The organism is Pseudomonas frederiksbergensis (assembly GCF_001874645.1).
Lineage (GTDB): Bacteria > Pseudomonadota > Gammaproteobacteria > Pseudomonadales > Pseudomonadaceae > Aquipseudomonas > Aquipseudomonas frederiksbergensis_B.
In genome coordinates this window covers 818,442-833,521 of record NZ_CP017886.1, presented here as the reverse complement: position 1 = coordinate 833,521, position 15,080 = coordinate 818,442, and the positions used below count along the sequence as shown (strand labels likewise).

Below are 15,080 nucleotides of genomic sequence, written 5' to 3'. Positions count from 1 at the left end.
CCCGATGATCGGAATGGATCGCCACACCGGGCAGCCCATCTCCGGTATCGAGCATTTACGCCAGTCCGTTGAAGACATCCTCGGCACGCCGTTACTGAGCCGCCGCGAGCGACCACTGTACGGTTGCAAGCTGCGGCGCATGGTCGACCTGCCCATTAACGAAGGCTGGAAAAGCGCCGCTCAAGCCGAGGCCGCTCGGGCGTTAGGCCTTTGGGAACCACGCCTGAAGCTTGAGCGGGTGCGCGTGGTGTCCGTGCTGGGCGGGAAAATCAATTTGCGGATCAGCGGCGAATACCTCGGTGTGCGCGGCACGTTGGAGGTGTGGGTATGAGTACCTTGGTGGACCTGTCGGAATTGCCGGCACCGGAGGTGCTAGAGCCGCTGGACTTTGAAGTCGTGTACGAGGAAGGGCTGGAGGTTTTCCGTGGCCACATGGGCGACAACTGGACGGCCTCGCTGGAAAGCGACCCGGTCACCAAACTCCTGGAGGTCGGCAGCTACATCAAGCTCGGCAACCGAGCGCGAGTCAACGACGCGGCCAAGGCGCAGCTGCTGGCCTATGCCACCGCCGGGGATCTGGATCAGCTGGCGGCGAACGTCAACCTGAAGCGCCTGGTGATTCAGCCGGCCGACCCGCTGGCAGTCCCGCCGGTCGAGGCGGTCATGGAGTCCCACGACGCACTGCGTGAGCGGGTGCAACTGGCGTACGAAGGCTTGACCACGGCCGGGCCGCGTAACAGCTACATCCTGCATGCGCGTAATGCCTCGGCGCTGGTGGCAGATGCGACGGCCGAAAGCCCGTCACCTGCGTGTGTGGACCTGACAGTGCTCAGCCTTGAAGGCGACGGTGAGGCCAGCTCAGAGCTGCTGGCCAAGGTCGCGACGGTCGTCAATGACGAAGACGTGCGACCGGTCGGTGATCGCGTAACTGTGCGAAGTGCCGAGATCATTCGTTACCGCGTCGACGCGGTGCTGCACATGAAGGGTGCTGGCCCTGAAAACGATGCAGCGCTCGATGAGGCGATTAAACGTCTGGCGGCCTGGATCAACCCGCGCAGGCGGTTGGGGGTTGAGGTGGCTCGTTCTGGTGTCGACGCGCAACTGCACGTTGCCGGGGTGGGGCGCGTTGAACTCAAAGGTTGGCGTGATCTGGCCCCGACCAAGGGGCAGGCGGCTTACTGTACCGGTTACAGCGTCGTGCTGGGAGGTTGATATGCGCAGTCTTTTACCGCTCAACAGCACGCCGCTGGAGCGTGCTATTGAGGCGGCGTTCTATGAGGAAACCATCATCCCGCTGCGCACGCTGTACAACCCCGATACCTGTCCGGTTCATCTGTTGCCGCACCTGGCGTGGGCCTGGTCGGTCGACCGCTGGGATCCCAGTTGGTCCGAGTCGGTCAAGCGGGCAGCCATCAAGGCGTCGTTTTACATCCATGCGCACAAGGGAACCATTGGCGCATTGCGCCGCGTGGTCGAGCCGCTGGGCTACCTGATTGAAATTATCGAGTGGTTCAAGACGGTGCCGGAGGGCGTACCGGGCACCTTCGCGCTGAAGGTCGGTGTTCTCGACACCGGTATCACCGAGGAAATGTATCAGGAGTTGGAACGCCTGATTGACGACGCCAAGCCCGTCAGTCGGCACATGACCGGCCTGGCGATCAGCCTCGAAACCCAAGGCGCTTTGAATATCAGTGTCGCCCTGTACGAGGGCGATGAAATCGACGTTTACCCGCCGGTCATGCGTGACATCGAGGTCACCGGCACCATCGGCGTGGTTGGGCGCGAACACTCTATAGACACCCTGGACGTTTATTCATGATTGATGCGAACTCTCAGTTTTTCGCGACCCTTACGAATGTGGGGATGGCCAAACAGGCGAACGCCGATGCGCTCGGCATTCCCTGGAAGATCACCGAAATGGGCGTCGGTGATGCCAACAACACCGACCCTATCCCCAGCGCCGCGCAAACCAAGCTGATCAATGAATGGCGCCGCCGTCCGCTGAATCAACTCAGGGTCGATCCTATTAACCCGGCGGTGCTGATCGCCGAGCAGATTATTCCGGCGGATGAGGGCGGTCGTTGGATTCGCGAAATTGCCCTCTATGACGCGGACGGCGACATGGTGGCGGTAGCCAACTGTGCGCCGAGCTTCAAGCCGGTCCTGTCGCAAGGCTCGGGCCGCACGCAAGTGGTACGAATGAATTTCATCGTATCCAGCACCGGGAACATCACGCTCAAGATTGACCCGGCGGTGGTGCTGGCAACCCGTGAATACGTCGATACGCGGATCATGGAAGAGCTGTACAAGCTCGACAATAAGCAGTCGGTGCGGGTGGCCACCACAGCCAACATCGCCCTGGCGGGTCTTCAGGTTCTCGACGGTGTCGCGTTACTGGCGGGTGATCGGGTGTTGGTGAAGAACCAGACCGTGGCCAAGGACAATGGCATTTACATTGGCGCAGGTCCTGCGTGGAAGCGGGCAGAGGATGCCGACACCAATGCCGAGGTGACGTCGGCGTTACAGGTGTCTGTTGAGCAGGGCACCACACAGGCCGACACCACTTGGCAGCTGGTCACAGACGGGGTGATTGTTCTCGGCACCACGACTCTGACTTTTCAGAACATTACCCAAGGGTTTGCGCCGATCAATTCCCCGGCTTTGCTGGGTACGCCAACGACTCCAACGCCGGCTCAGTTCGACAGTAGCAAATTGCTGGTGAACTGCGAGTTTGTGCAGAGAGCGATAGGCAGCTTAGCTAAAAGTGAATCAATAGATGGGGGCAATGTAACGCTGACTGCTGTGCATATTGGTGCTCGGATTGAAATGTCTTCGACCGGAACCCTCACGCTACCCAACGCGAAATTGCTGCCTAAAGGCTCCTCGATCCTGATTACGACCTCTCTCGGAGCCGGAGTGGTAAACCTAGCAGTTCAAGCTGGGGGTGTGCTCGCACTGAATAACGTTGGCGTTGTGACTCCATACTCAATGTCCAGTGGGTCGGACCTCCTGCTGGTATCCGATGGGTCTGTATGGCGCGGCCATGCAAGTCTTGAGTGCTTGAGAACTTCCTCGCTCTTTGCCGCCAGTCTCGGCTCTCCGGGCTGGCAAAAGCTGCCGAGTGGATTAATTATCCAGTGGGGCCAGGTTGTCTGCGTAGCAGGGCAAGGAGGTCAAGGAGGCATGGGGGCCACGATGACACTGCCTCTGGCTTATCCGAACGTCCATATGCAGACGGTTCTTACGCCGTCGCAGACTTCGACAACTGCGGTTTCAGCGTGGGTTGATGCTGAGGATGCGGTTTCGTTCCGCGTCAGTACTAACGGGGTTGCTGGAACTATTGTTCGATATATCTCAACCGGGAGGTGATCGATAATCGAGGCGGATCTTCACGAGTTCAAGCTACCTGGCTTCGACGATATATAAGTGAGTTCGCAGCTGGTAATCCACGTCAATACTTAACGAATCATAATTTAGGTGTCTTATGGGGCTCTTTTCAAGTAAGTCCATGAAAGGTTTCTACGATGATGACGTTCACGAGACTCTCCCAGAGGACGCTCTAAAAATCACTCTGGAACGTCACTCTGAACTTCTGGTGGGTCAATCCGGAGGTCAGTTAATCGACTTCAGTCCTGAAAATGGCCCGGTGCTAATCGATCCGCCGCCAGCCTCTCCTGAGGCTTTGGCCACCATTGAACGGCAGTGGCGTGATGCGCGCTTGCTGGAATCGGACGGTGTTGTTTCGCGCCACCGCGATGAGTTGGAGGGCGGGGGTACTACAACGCTGACTCTTGAGCAGTACACCGAATTGCAGGCGTACCGAAGTGGCCTACGCAACTGGCCGGAGGCGGGAGAGTTTCCGCTGATTGACCATCGTCCGCCGCCGCCTCTTTGGTTGGGAGGCCAGCTCCAGTAAACGCCCCGCACTGACGGGGCGTTTTCTTTTCCGTTACGCGTAACACGAACATCCCTCACAGCCTCGCTTATGCGGGGCTTTTTCGATTCTGGAGATCGCTCTATGAGTTTCTACCACGGCGTCACGACCACTTCGGTGGATACGGGCGCACGCACCATTTCGCTGCCGTCCTCATCGATCATCGGGCTCTGCGACACTTTCACGCCCGGTGGCTTGTCCGGGGCCAGCGCCAAGGCCGGCGAGCTGAAGCTGATCACCACCGAGCGCGAAGCCATTGCTGCCTTCGGCGCCGACGCGGCGATCACCAAGGCCTGCCAGGCAATCTACAAAAAAGCCAAGGCAGTGATTGTGGCCATAGGTGTGCCCAAGATGGATGACCCCGCGCTGCAAACCTCGGCGATCATCGGCGGGGTGCTGGCCTCGGGGCAGCGTACTGGTCTGCAGGCGCTGCTCGATGGCAAGAGTCTGTTCAACGCCCAGCCGCGGCTGCTGATTGCGCCGGGACATTCCGCCACCCAAGCAGTCGCCACGGCGCTCGTCAGCCTGGCACAGAAGCTGCGGGCCCTCGGCATCATCGATGGGCCATGCACCACCGACGAAGCCGCCATGGCCTATGCCAAGAACTTCGGCAGCCGCCACCTGTTCATGGTCGATCCTGGCGTGCAGTTCTGGGATACCGGCACCAGTGCAACGGTAGATGCGCCGGGCTCGGCCTGGACGGCGGGATTGTTTGCCTGGACCGATGCGACCTACGGTTTCTGGGCTTCTCCGTCGAATAAAGAGTTTGTCGGCATCACCGGTACCACGCGGGCCATTGAGTACCTGGACGGTGACGAAACCTGTCGGGCCAACCTGCTCAACAACGCAAACATCACCACGATCATTCGTGATGACGGGTTCCGTTTGTGGGGTAACCGGACCCTGTCCAGCGATCCGAAATGGGCCTTTGTCACACGGGTTCGCACGCTCTTCATCCTCATGGATGCGGTTCAGGCGGGCCACAAATGGGCGGTCGATCGCTCGATCACCAAGACCTATGTCAAGGATGTCACCGACGGTCTGGAGGCGTTCATGCGTGACCTGAAGAACCAGGGCGCGGTGATCAACTTCGAGGTGTTCCCGGATCACGAACTGAACACCGCCAGCCAGATCGAGCAGGGCAAAGTGTATTGGCGCATCCGCTTCACCGACGTGCCACCGGCCGAGAACCCGAATTTCCTTTTTGAAGTCACCAATCAATGGATGACCGAAGTGCTCGAAGCCGCCTAAGGAGGCCCCCTGATGATTCCTGAAATTCTGTCCAACTGCGCCGGCTTTATTGACGGCGTGAGTTTTGCCGGTGAGATGCCGAGTCTCACCCTGCCCAAGGTGGTTCTGAAAATGGACACCTACCGGGGCGGCGGTATGGCCGGTGAAATCGAGATCCCGACCGGCGTTGAGAAACTCGAGGCCGGGTTTACCACCAACGGCGTGCGCCGCGAGGCCCTGAAGTTTTTCGGACTGTCGGATCGCACCGCGTGCAATGCCGTGTTTCGCGGTTCGTTCAAGGGCCTCAAGGGCAAGGTCACCCCGGTCATCGTCACCATGCGCGGCGGCCTCAAGGAGGTTGACATGGGTGACTGGAAAGCCGGTGAAAAGGCCGAGAGCAAACACAACATGGCGCTCACCTACTACAAGCTCGAAGTCGATGGTCGGTTGATTTACGAGATCGACATGGTCGGCATGGTGCTGGTGGTGGATGGCGTCGATCAACTCGCTGCAGAACGTTCGGCCCTGGGCCTTTAAGGAACATACGAAATGACTCAAGTCACCCAAGAAAAGCCGCTGCCGAAGTGGCTGCAAATCACTGAAGACGGTTTTCGCATCGCCCTTCGATACCCGACCGAACTGAGCGGTGTACTGGTCGACAGCATGTCGATGCGCGCCCCCTGTGTGCGCGATATTCGGGCCGCGCAGGCAACCTGCAATGGGGATGAGGAAAAGCGCGAGATGTCGCTGTTTGCCTCTCTGACCCAGACCCCTGAGGCGGATCTGATGGCGCTCAAGCTGGTCGACTACATGCGTCTGCAGGCCGGCTATTTTCGTCTGGTCCAAGACGACGGCGTTTGATGCGACCGCGTTGAAAACGCTGGCCAAGCGCGTGGCCAAAGTGACCGGGTTCTCGGCTGCCGAGATCATGGTCATGCCATTCAACGAGCTGGTGTGGTGGCTCACGGATTGAGCCGCCTTTCATTTCTCCGACGCATAGGGCACGCACATGGCGAACAAACTGGCGCTCGGCTTTGTCATCGGCGGCGCCGTCGATTCGACGGTGGGCAAAGCGTTCAAGGACGTCGAAAGCAAGATCAAGCAGCTGGACGAAACCGGGAAAAAAGCACGGGTGTTGCAGAACACCATCGGCGACACGATCCGCCTGCGCGAGGAGTGGCGCAAGGCGCATATGGCCGGCGCCGAAGGCGCGGGCAAGCTGCTGACCAAGCTGGAATCCAACCTCGACCTGCTGAAGAAACAGGGCGTTGAAGTCGGCCGGCTCAGCAAGGCGTACACCGCGATGGGCCGGGCGGCTGCCGGGGCCGAATTGAAGGCGCTGGGACACCGGCAATTGGAGGAAGGACGGGCGGGCCTTAAGAGCAGTCTTGGTCAGGCAGGCGCCATGGTCGCCGCCGTGGCCATTCCGAGCAAGGTCAGCGCGGACTTCAGCGCCATCATCCGTGACATCTCGATCAAGGCCGGCGTTGCCAACACCGCGCAAGAGCAGGACATGACGCGCACGATCATCAGCACGTCGCAGGACACCGGCATGGCCCGCAACCAGGTGGCCGAGGTGGTCAATGCGTTGGTCGGCGCCGGTATGGACCTGAGCAAGGCGCTGGACTATGCCCCGACGGCGGCCAAGTTCGTCGTCGGTCAGGGGGCGGACGGTACCGAAACCGCGAAGATGATCAATGCTCTGGGGCAGAACGCCAGGATCACCGATCCGGCCATCATGCAAAAGGCGCTGGAAGCTATCGCGTTCCAAGGCCAAGCGGGCAGTTTCGAATCGGCGGACATGGCCCGTTGGTTTCCTGCGTTGCTCGCAGACATGGGCAATCTGAAGATTTACGGCATGGATGCGGTGACCCAACTGGGGTCGATGCTGCAGGTGCAGATGAAAACTGCCGGCGGTGCCGACGAGGCGGCCAACAACCTCAAGAACTGGATGGGCAAGATCGGTTCGGGTCAAACGGTGGATGCGTACAAAAAGGCCGGAATCGACTATCAGGCTTCGATGGCCACCGGATTGCAAAACGGGATGTCGACCCTGGAGTCCAGTTTCGCACTGGCTCAGAAGTACATTGCTGCGACCGATCCGAAGAAGGCCAAGGCGATGGCCGAGGCGACGGCCAAGATCAGCAAGGAGACCGATCCGGAAAAGGCCAAGGGCATGATCATCGCCCTGGAGGAAGCTTTGCGTACCGGTGATCTGTTTGCCGACATGCAAGTCAAGGCGGCCCTGACGGCGTATATGCAGAACAAGGATCTGTACAACCAGCTGAAAAAGGAATCGGCGGACGCCAAGGGCATCCTAGACAAGAACCTGGCAGAGCGCCGGCAGACGTCTTCCCAAAAATGGGCCGAGATGGCCCAGAGCATGGATGACAGCATGCGCAGTATCGGCGATGCGTTGCGGCCGGTCACCGACGCGGTGGCCGACGGCATCACTAGCGTTGCCCGTCGCCTCACTGAGCTCTCCGACGAATCTCCGCGATTGGTGACCGGCATTGGAACAGTCGTGGCCAGCTTGGTTGCGCTGAAGACCGTAGTCAGCGCCTACAAGATGGGCAAGGGGCTGATGAACATCGGGCGTGGCACCTTGATTGGCAATCCGAATATTCCGCAGAAGGTGATCGTCACCAACCTGTCGGCCCTGGGCGGCGGGCCGGATGTCGGCGACCTCAATGCCGGCGGCGATGGCAAGAAGGGTAAGGCATCAAAAGGAGGTGGTAAGGGTGGCGGTGGTAGTGGAGTCGGCGGTGGCGTCGGCTCCGTTGTGAAAGGCACGGCGGTGATCGCAGTGGCTGAAGCCGGCTTGAAGGCTTGGGATACCTACCAGAACGCCGAGACGCAGGACGAAAAGGCCGAGGGTTACGGCGCGGCCGCCGGTGGATTGGCGGGCACGTTGGCAGGTGCCGCAGCGGGGGCCGCTATCGGTTCGTTCGTACCGATTATTGGTACTTTCGTTGGCGGTCTTGTCGGTGGCTATCTGGGTTATATGGGCGGCGATGCCCTGGGTGGTGTTGCCGGAAAATCAATGTTTGGCACTCCAGATGCGCTGAAGAAAGTGCCGGATGCTGGGTCGTTGATGATGACCAACGCCGGGCAGAACATTCCCCCGGTGCTGGGCAATATCGCCCGCTCGTTTGCGCCAGTCGCAGGCAATGACCCGCATGGTCCCAGTCTTCTTATGCCGTCGAAGCCCTTGGCAGCACAGAGTCTTTTGCCAGAGCGGAAGGCAGACACCGCCGCGCTGGGCAATGTCACGCGGTCCCTGACCCGGCCTTCGACGCCCAGTGTGCCACCGCTGTTGGCGCCGGTTCCGCCACCGCCGAAGCCTTCGGCAGTGCAGAGCCTTTTGCCAGAGCGGGAGGCAGACACCGCTGCGTTGGGCGATGTCACGCGGTCCCTGACCAAGCCTGCGACATCCAGTATGCCGGCGCCGTTGGCGCCGGATCCGCCACCGCCACCGCCGAAAAGCGAGCCGCCCAAGATCGAGCAGCGGGTCGACATTCAGGCCCCTTTGCACATTACCGTGCAGGGCGATGTGAAGGATCCAGCGCAGCTAGCGCGAGAGCTGCGGCCATTCATTGAACAACAAATGCGCGAGGCCACGCAGCAGCTGCAGAACCGCAAGCTGTATGACGAACCGCACGTATGACGAGGAGGGCCTATGGCCTACATGGAGCAACTGCAGTCGGGCTTGAAGTACCTGGCGGCAGCGGGCGAAACAGGGCGCCGCAGCCTGGATGGGATGATGGGGCCGGTCAACGGCGCGATCAGCGAAATCACCGGCGCGGCGTCCGAGCTGGAGAGCATTCCCATTGTTGGGCCAGCAGTGGGCCAGAAGCTGCAGCGGGTCATGCGCAGCGTGAACGCCGCTCAGGCCAAAGTGGGGCAGGTGGTGGCCACGTACAACAAGGTGACTCGGGCGGTGTCGCAGATCGATGAGCGCATGGGGGTGCTGAAGGAGCAGGCCGCCCGGGCGTCCACTGCCATCAACAAGATCGCCGGCAAGGTCAGCCCATCACTGGCCAACATCGTGCCGACCGGTTCGCTAGCCGGCGATGCGACACCGATGCCGGAGGCGGTGAAGCCATTCCCGCACTTACTGATCATTCAGCCGCAGGATCCGAAGGCGCAGCCTTACTACTTCAACCTGGACACGGCTGCCTTCGATGAGCTGCGACGCTCGACCGAGTTTCGCTGGGCCTCCCAGGAACGCCTGACCCGTCGACCCGCGCAACAGGCGGTGGGTATGGGGGAGGAAAAGATCACGCTCAAGGGGGCAATTTTTCCGGGATTCAAGGGCGGCATCAAGCAACTGGACACCTTGCGCACCATCGGCGCTCAGCTCAAGCCATTGACCCTGACCACCGGCTATGGCGAGGTCCTTGGCACCTGGTGCTTGAAGAGTGTTGAAGAAGAACAGAGCGCGCTGCTGCAGGGCGGTATCCCGCGCAAGCAGGCGTTCACCTTGGAGTTTGCGCGCTATGGCGACGACCTGCAGAACGTCCTGACGGGGATCTGCTCGATACCCTTTGCTACCACGTTTACGGCCACCTCAACGGCACCGTCGAGGCGGTGCTGGATGCCAATCAGGGGCTGGCCGATGAACCGCAACCGTATCGCGCCGGTATCGTGATCGTGCTGCCGGATCTGCCCGCACCCACCGACGAGGTGGTGATGTTGTGGGGCTGATGCCGACGCCGACGCCGACGCCCCACACACCGCCTTGATGACACTTATTTTGCCCGCCGTGTGCGGGCTTTCTTTTGGACAAAACAATGACCCCAGCCTTTCGCGTCGTGGCCGACGGCGCCGACATCACGGCACTGATCAATGATCGGCTGCTGCAGCTTAAAACCACCGACAAGCCCGGCATGGAGTCGGATGAGTTCGAGTTGCGCATCGATGACCGTGACGGTGCGGTGGCATTGCCGCCGCGAGGGGCCGGCATCGAGATCTTCCTCGGCTATGCGGAAACGTCATTAACCCGCGTCGGGCGCTATGTCGTCGATGATGTCGAGTTCTCAGGACCGCCGGACACCCTGGTGATTACCGGCAAGGCCAGCGACATGCGTGGCAGCGGCAAGACCACGCGTAGCGGCAGTTGGGAAGACGTGCCCTTGTCGCGCATCGTTGCCGATGTCGCCACGCGTAACGGCTGGCAACCGGTGTGCGCGGTGCAGACCAAAGTTCCGCGTGCCGATCAACTCAACGAATCAGACTTCAATTTCATCACCCGCCTGGCCAAGCAGTATGACTGCACGGCCAAGGTCGCCGACGGCAAATTGCTGGTGATGCCTCGGCAGGGCGGGCAGAGCGCCTCGGGTAAGGCCTTTGGCGTGGTCGTGATACATCGCAGTGACGTCAGCCGCTTTCAGTTCCGGCTGGGTGATCGCAACACCCACAAGGCGGTGTCGACCAAGCACCAGGACAAGAAGAGCGGAAAGCTTGCGGTCGTCACCTTGGACAACGACGACTCACCCGACGGCCTGCCGCCGGTGCACACCGACCGTCACATCTACCCGAACAAGTCGGCTGCGGAACAGGCGGCCAAGGCTCGACTGGCGGCCTTTAACCGGTCGACGGCAGGTGTTCGTCTGGAGATGCCTGGGCGCACCGACTTGTTTGCCGAACGAACGATCAACGCCCAGGGCTTCAAGGTCGGCCTTGATGGCGAGTACCTGGTGGACTTGGTGGAGCAGGTGTTCACCCAGTCCGGCTGGAGCACGACTGTTGAATGCAACGGCGGCAAGAAGGGCAAGGCGAAAGCCAAAGGCAAAAAGAAAAAAACGGCGAAAGATCTGAAGGTCGTTCAGCTCAAGCAGTAGAGCCGCATCCCCCACACGACACCATCAACCACTGTCCCAATGGAGAGTCTGTATGTCACTGACAGAGCAACAGCTACAGCGCATCATGCCCAACGCCCGCCGCCAAGCGGGCGTTTTTGTTTCTGCCCTCAACGCGGCGATGCTTTGCCGGCAGATCAACACGCCACAGCGGCAGGCGGCGTTCCTGGCCCAGGTCGGGCACGAGTCCGGCCAGCTGCAGTACGTTCGCGAACTGGGTGGCGACCAGTACCTGAGCAAGTACGACACCGGTAGCCTGGCCGTGAAGCTGGGCAATACCCCGGAGGCTGACGGCGATGGCCAGCGCTATCGCGGTCGCGGCCTGATCCAGGTGACTGGGCGTAACAACTACCTGCGCTGCAGCCTGGCCCTGTTCGGCGATGAGCGCTTGCTGCGTACCCCGGAGTTGCTCGAGCTGCCGCAATGGGCTGCCGAGTCGGCTGCGTGGTTCTGGTGGGTACGCGAGCTGAACGCTCTGGCGGATCGGAATGAGTTCGAGGCGATCACCCGCAAGATCAACGGTGGTCTGAACGGCCTGGCGGATCGGCTGCAACTATGGGAGCGGGCGAGGGCAGTGCTATGCGTGTCGTCGACTTGATTTCTGCGCCTTATCGGCTGTTAGCCATTGGCGTGCTGCTGGCCGCATTGGTTGGTGGTTCTGCTGCGTCGGCCTGGAGGGTTCAGGACTGGCGTTACGGCCGGCAGCTTGAGCAACAGGCGCGCCTGCGGGCTGAAGCCCTCAACCAACTGACACTGGCGTCGGCTGCGCAACAGCGTGTTGAACAGGGTAAGCGCCTGGCTCTGGAGCAACGGCTTTCAGCCAGTGAACAAACCCGTTACCGAGCCTTAAGCGATGCCCAACGTGATCAAGGTCGCCTGCGCGACCGCCTTGCCACTGCTGATCTGCGCTTGTCAGTCCTACTCGACACCACCGATTCAGCCAGCGGTATCGCAGTGTCAGCCGCCACCACAACCGGCGGCTTGGTTCATGGAGCCACAAGAGCCCAACTTGACCCAGCGCATGCTCAACGAATTATCGGTATCACCGATGCCGGCGACCAAGGATTGATCGCGTTGGCGGCCTGTCAGGCCTACGCCAAAGAAGTCTCAACACCGAAGTAAAAAAGAGCGGCCGGGGTGGATGCGTCAACATCCAACCCGGCCGCCGTCCCTGCAGATTGTCCCTGCAAGTCCAGCCAAGGCTCTCGCTTCGTGCACAAAGCGCGGCGAGCCTAGCACCTGTTTATCCATACAGTAAAGGTCTTGCTTTCAATGTCTACACCCATCATCCCTTGGATGGGCGGCAAACGCCGCCTGGCCGACCGCCTCATTCCGCTCTTCCCACCCCACGAATGCTACGTCGAAGTCTTTGCCGGCGGTGCCGCGCTCTACTTCATGCGACCCCAGGCCGCGCCTGTCGAAGTCCTCAACGACATCAACGGCGACCTGGTGACGCTGTACCGCGTCGTGCAGAACCACCTCGAAGAGTTCGTGCGCCAGTTCAAATGGGCGCTCAGCTCGCGTCAGGTGTTCGAGTGGCAGAAGATGACCCGCCCCGAAACCCTCACAGACATCCAGCGCGCCGCTCGATTTTTCTACCTGCAGCACCATGCCTTCGCTGGCAAGGTCACCGGGCAGACGTTCGGTACCGCGACCACCGGCCCGGCCATTAACCTGCTGCGGATCGAAGAAAACCTCTCGGCTGCCTGGCAGCGCCTGTCCGGCACCTACGTCGAGAACCTACCCTGGCTTGAATGCGCCGAGCGCTACGACCGTGCCCATACCTTCCATTACATGGATCCGCCTTACTGGCAGACCGCTGGGTATGGGGTGGACTTCCCGTTCGAGAACTATGAACGGATGGCCGACTTTATGCGCCGCTGCAAAGGCAAGGTGATGGTCAGCATCAACGACCATCCAGACATCCGTCGGGTCTTTGAAGGTTTTCATTTCGAGACGGTAGACATTCGTTACAGTGTTGCCAATCAGCGGCAGGGGAATACGGAGGTGAGTGGGGAGCTCGTAATCATGAACTGGGAGCCGGCTGCGCTAGGCGGGCTGTTCTGATGCTGACTCCCGATGATCCGAACTGCTTACTATACGGTTGCGCCAGGCATTCAGCCCCGCGTCCAGCGCTTCCAAGCGTAACGCTTTCTCTAGGTCGCTTATTGCCACCGCCATCCGCTCAAATCAGCCGGCCGAGCTAAGCCCAAGTCATGCGCCTCGACGGTGAACTCCAGCCAACCGCCGCCGGTACCATTAAGGCCGTCCTCGATGCGCCCTTGCAGCGTCAGTCCGTCCGGTAACTGTACCCGTAGGACGTTCGCACCCTCGGGGCCTTTCAGGTACACCGGGAACTGGATGCGCGCCCTATTAACCCCGGCGTTCTGCAACACGATATGCAGCTCTCCGGTAGTGACCTCGACTGGATCGCACCCCAAGTACAGGGCCGAGATAGTGACGGTGGCAGATCCTTCGTAGGCATTGGGCATGGGGCGTTTCCTTTTCTGGGAAGTGGTGGACAGGGCGTCAATCCAGTGACTGGGGGAGTGGTCATTCAGTGTAGGAGGTGGTGGATTTCGCGCCGACAAAAAAGGCCCCCACGCTTATGGAATGTGTGGGGGCCTTTTGCGTAAGCCGCATTGTTCGAAGTCAGGCGCTACCCTGGTTGGTTCGCTTGGGCTAGCGCAGCTGCACTGATTTTCATAGGCGGCTTTTCTGGCTTTTCGTCCTTGGCCCGACGGCCCAAAATGAAATAAGTGTAGTCATTATTATCCGCAGGGCTGGCTCGCGTGGTGATCGCTAGCAGCTTCCAACCTTCGGTTAGTTTTATATTCGCATCGCGAATGCCTTCTACTTCAGTAATAACAGTGGCGTCCGATAGCTGCATAGCGGTTTTCCTCATTGAGTGCGCCGGAGTGGCCGAGTCAGCCTAGTCCATTGGCCAGCGGCGCAAGGGGGCTTTCGCTCGATTCGTTACATAAGGGGGCCGGCGCCGACCTATCAATGAACGTCGGTGTTCATGAGCCCAAGAAACCAAGGAAACTCACCACCGCTGGCAACCTGCTCAGGAAGGCGGCACACTCTCCACACAATGCCTGTAATAGCTAAGGAGAGAGAATTGGGAGCGGAGTTGGAAAAGGTTAAGGACCGGAAAAGGAGTAGAGCATTGGTTGAAGGCCTCTATGAGGACTCCAATCGTGTCTATGTAATCCATTATTCGTGCGAGTCTTTTTACGAAAATGCGACAGGAGAGTCTAAGCGAGTTACATCTATTGCTATTCGCAATTTAAAATCTGGCCAAACAAAATCATGGTCAATCCATAAAGAGGCAGAGCTAACAAAGCAGCTTGGCAATATGGTTGAGGGGCTAGATAAGTTTGAGAAGTCAATGCTCAAGGGGTATTTTCAGTTTCTTGAGAGGCACAAAGACTGTCGCTTCCTTCATTGGAATATGCGAGACGAAAACTTTGGTTTTTATGCCCTTGAGCACAGATTTCGAGTTCTAGGAGGTAAACCCTTTGAGCTGCAAGACGATAAAAAGGTCGACTTGGCTCGAGAGCTAGTAGCTCTGTACGGTAGGAACTACGCTCCCCATAAAGATTCGAGGGGGAGAAAAGGCCGAATCATGGCCCTAGCAGAGCTCAATAACGCTAGCGATCAAGACGCTCTACCTGGTGCAGACGAAGCAGCAGCATTTGTTAATGAAGAGTATATAAAGATGCACCAGTCCACCTTGAGGAAGCTGGATCTTTTTGCGAACTTCTTTGAGCGCACACATGATAAGTTTTTAAAGACAGCCTCAAACTGGTGGGATCGGAATGGTGCTCATCCAGTGGTAGTTATAGAAGCTATGAAAGAGCATCCAGTATACACGGTGCTTATTGTCTTAAGTCCTCTAGCGATTTCTTTCGTCAACTTTTCAAGTTTCTTAAAATGGGCAAAAAATGTCTTGGCGAGCTAGGCATAAGTGGGAGTGATCATGAGTTTTTGAGCCGCTGAGAATCCTTTTGCGACCAAAAGCAGCCTATTGATATTTGTTTATATTGCTCTTC

At 59.3% G+C, this 15,080-nt stretch carries 17 protein-coding genes and 1 pseudogene; 16 read left to right on the top strand and 2 right to left on the bottom strand.

What is annotated here, in order from left to right:
• The first annotated feature begins 4 nt into the window (after window positions 1-4).
• From BLL42_RS04170 to BLL42_RS04100, 15 genes and pseudogenes are all read left to right on the top strand, one after another.
• Window positions 5-331 (top strand): GPW/gp25 family protein, encoded by a 327-nt coding sequence (locus BLL42_RS04170; protein WP_071550905.1) that lies wholly within the window; start codon window positions 5-7, stop codon window positions 329-331.
• Entirely contained in the window at window positions 328-1,212 is an 885-nt protein-coding gene (locus tag BLL42_RS04165; protein WP_071550904.1) for a baseplate assembly protein, read from the top strand. The genes BLL42_RS04170 and BLL42_RS04165 overlap by 4 nt, the downstream gene beginning before the upstream one ends.
• Before the next feature lies 1 nt (window position 1,213).
• Window positions 1,214-1,819 carry a phage tail protein I gene (locus BLL42_RS04160; protein ID WP_071550903.1) on the top strand — a complete coding sequence of 202 codons (606 nt, stop codon included), beginning with the start codon at window positions 1,214-1,216 and terminating at the stop codon, window positions 1,817-1,819.
• Entirely contained in the window at window positions 1,816-3,369 is a 1,554-nt protein-coding gene (locus BLL42_RS04155) for a phage tail protein (protein ID WP_071550902.1), read from the top strand. The genes BLL42_RS04160 and BLL42_RS04155 overlap by 4 nt, the downstream gene beginning before the upstream one ends.
• Before the next feature lie 139 nt (window positions 3,370-3,508).
• The gene (locus tag BLL42_RS04150; RefSeq protein ID WP_236721967.1) at window positions 3,509-3,916 is read left to right on the top strand and encodes a phage tail protein; all 408 of its coding nucleotides are present in this window, start codon (window positions 3,509-3,511) and stop codon (window positions 3,914-3,916) included.
• 102 nt (window positions 3,917-4,018) lie between these two features.
• Window positions 4,019-5,185 (top strand): phage tail sheath subtilisin-like domain-containing protein, encoded by a 1,167-nt coding sequence (locus tag BLL42_RS04145; protein ID WP_071550900.1) that lies wholly within the window; start codon window positions 4,019-4,021, stop codon window positions 5,183-5,185.
• A 12-nt stretch (window positions 5,186-5,197) separates the two neighbouring features.
• Window positions 5,198-5,701: a phage major tail tube protein gene (locus BLL42_RS04140; protein WP_071550899.1), complete on the top strand. Its 504-nt coding sequence runs from the start codon at window positions 5,198-5,200 to the stop codon at window positions 5,699-5,701.
• A 12-nt stretch (window positions 5,702-5,713) separates the two neighbouring features.
• On the top strand, window positions 5,714-6,025 hold the full coding sequence (locus BLL42_RS04135) for a phage tail assembly protein (RefSeq protein ID WP_071550898.1): 312 nt from the start codon (window positions 5,714-5,716) through the stop codon (window positions 6,023-6,025).
• Window positions 6,026-6,173: 148 nt separating this feature from the next.
• Complete coding sequence (locus tag BLL42_RS04130; RefSeq protein WP_071550897.1) at window positions 6,174-8,831, top strand: phage tail tape measure protein; 2,658 nt, start codon at window positions 6,174-6,176, stop codon at window positions 8,829-8,831.
• Between the two features lie 12 nt (window positions 8,832-8,843).
• A pseudogene (locus tag BLL42_RS04125) lies at window positions 8,844-9,686 on the top strand (phage tail protein); the annotation flags it as partial.
• A gap of 11 nt (window positions 9,687-9,697) precedes the next feature.
• On the top strand, window positions 9,698-9,871 hold the full coding sequence (locus BLL42_RS29510) for a tail protein X (RefSeq protein ID WP_236722012.1): 174 nt from the start codon (window positions 9,698-9,700) through the stop codon (window positions 9,869-9,871).
• 86 nt (window positions 9,872-9,957) lie between these two features.
• Window positions 9,958-11,007, top strand: a complete 1,050-nt coding sequence (locus BLL42_RS04115) for a phage late control D family protein (protein ID WP_071550896.1) — start codon at window positions 9,958-9,960, stop codon at window positions 11,005-11,007.
• A gap of 52 nt (window positions 11,008-11,059) precedes the next feature.
• Window positions 11,060-11,623, top strand: coding sequence for a glycoside hydrolase family 19 protein (locus BLL42_RS04110; protein ID WP_071550895.1), 564 nt, complete (start codon window positions 11,060-11,062; stop codon window positions 11,621-11,623).
• A complete protein-coding gene (locus BLL42_RS04105) occupies window positions 11,605-12,147 on the top strand; it encodes a lysis protein (protein ID WP_071550894.1) in 543 nt (180 codons plus the stop codon). The genes BLL42_RS04110 and BLL42_RS04105 overlap by 19 nt, the downstream gene beginning before the upstream one ends.
• Window positions 12,148-12,297: 150 nt before the next feature.
• Entirely contained in the window at window positions 12,298-13,092 is a 795-nt protein-coding gene (locus BLL42_RS04100) for a DNA adenine methylase (protein ID WP_071550893.1), read from the top strand.
• A gap of 98 nt (window positions 13,093-13,190) precedes the next feature.
• On the opposite strand, the gene BLL42_RS04095 is transcribed toward BLL42_RS04100, so the two are convergent.
• Window positions 13,191-13,517: a hypothetical protein gene (locus tag BLL42_RS04095; RefSeq protein ID WP_071550892.1), complete on the bottom strand. Its 327-nt coding sequence runs from the start codon at window positions 13,515-13,517 to the stop codon at window positions 13,191-13,193.
• Window positions 13,518-13,684: 167 nt separating this feature from the next.
• Window positions 13,685-13,915, bottom strand: coding sequence for a hypothetical protein (locus tag BLL42_RS04090; protein WP_071550891.1), 231 nt, complete (start codon window positions 13,913-13,915; stop codon window positions 13,685-13,687).
• 279 nt (window positions 13,916-14,194) lie between these two features.
• Here BLL42_RS04090 and BLL42_RS04085 point away from each other — a divergent pair, with 279 nt between their 5' ends.
• Window positions 14,195-14,989 carry a hypothetical protein gene (locus BLL42_RS04085; RefSeq protein WP_174553324.1) on the top strand — a complete coding sequence of 265 codons (795 nt, stop codon included), beginning with the start codon at window positions 14,195-14,197 and terminating at the stop codon, window positions 14,987-14,989.
• Window positions 14,990-15,080 lie beyond the last annotated feature (91 nt).

Coding starts and splice junctions, on each gene's coding strand:
- BLL42_RS04170 (WP_071550905.1), top strand. CDS start 5: ATGATCGGAATGGATCGCCACACCGGGCAGCCCATCTCCGGTATCGAG.
- BLL42_RS04165 (WP_071550904.1), top strand. CDS start 328: ATGAGTACCTTGGTGGACCTGTCGGAATTGCCGGCACCGGAGGTGCTA.
- BLL42_RS04160 (WP_071550903.1), top strand. CDS start 1,214: ATGCGCAGTCTTTTACCGCTCAACAGCACGCCGCTGGAGCGTGCTATT.
- BLL42_RS04155 (WP_071550902.1), top strand. CDS start 1,816: ATGATTGATGCGAACTCTCAGTTTTTCGCGACCCTTACGAATGTGGGG.
- BLL42_RS04150 (WP_236721967.1), top strand. CDS start 3,509: ATGAAAGGTTTCTACGATGATGACGTTCACGAGACTCTCCCAGAGGAC.
- BLL42_RS04145 (WP_071550900.1), top strand. CDS start 4,019: ATGAGTTTCTACCACGGCGTCACGACCACTTCGGTGGATACGGGCGCA.
- BLL42_RS04140 (WP_071550899.1), top strand. CDS start 5,198: ATGATTCCTGAAATTCTGTCCAACTGCGCCGGCTTTATTGACGGCGTG.
- BLL42_RS04135 (WP_071550898.1), top strand. CDS start 5,714: ATGACTCAAGTCACCCAAGAAAAGCCGCTGCCGAAGTGGCTGCAAATC.
- BLL42_RS04130 (WP_071550897.1), top strand. CDS start 6,174: ATGGCGAACAAACTGGCGCTCGGCTTTGTCATCGGCGGCGCCGTCGAT.
- BLL42_RS04115 (WP_071550896.1), top strand. CDS start 9,958: ATGACCCCAGCCTTTCGCGTCGTGGCCGACGGCGCCGACATCACGGCA.
- BLL42_RS04110 (WP_071550895.1), top strand. CDS start 11,060: ATGTCACTGACAGAGCAACAGCTACAGCGCATCATGCCCAACGCCCGC.
- BLL42_RS04105 (WP_071550894.1), top strand. CDS start 11,605: ATGCGTGTCGTCGACTTGATTTCTGCGCCTTATCGGCTGTTAGCCATT.
- BLL42_RS04100 (WP_071550893.1), top strand. CDS start 12,298: ATGTCTACACCCATCATCCCTTGGATGGGCGGCAAACGCCGCCTGGCC.
- BLL42_RS04095 (WP_071550892.1), bottom strand. CDS start 13,517: ATGCCCAATGCCTACGAAGGATCTGCCACCGTCACTATCTCGGCCCTG.
- BLL42_RS04090 (WP_071550891.1), bottom strand. CDS start 13,915: ATGCAGCTATCGGACGCCACTGTTATTACTGAAGTAGAAGGCATTCGC.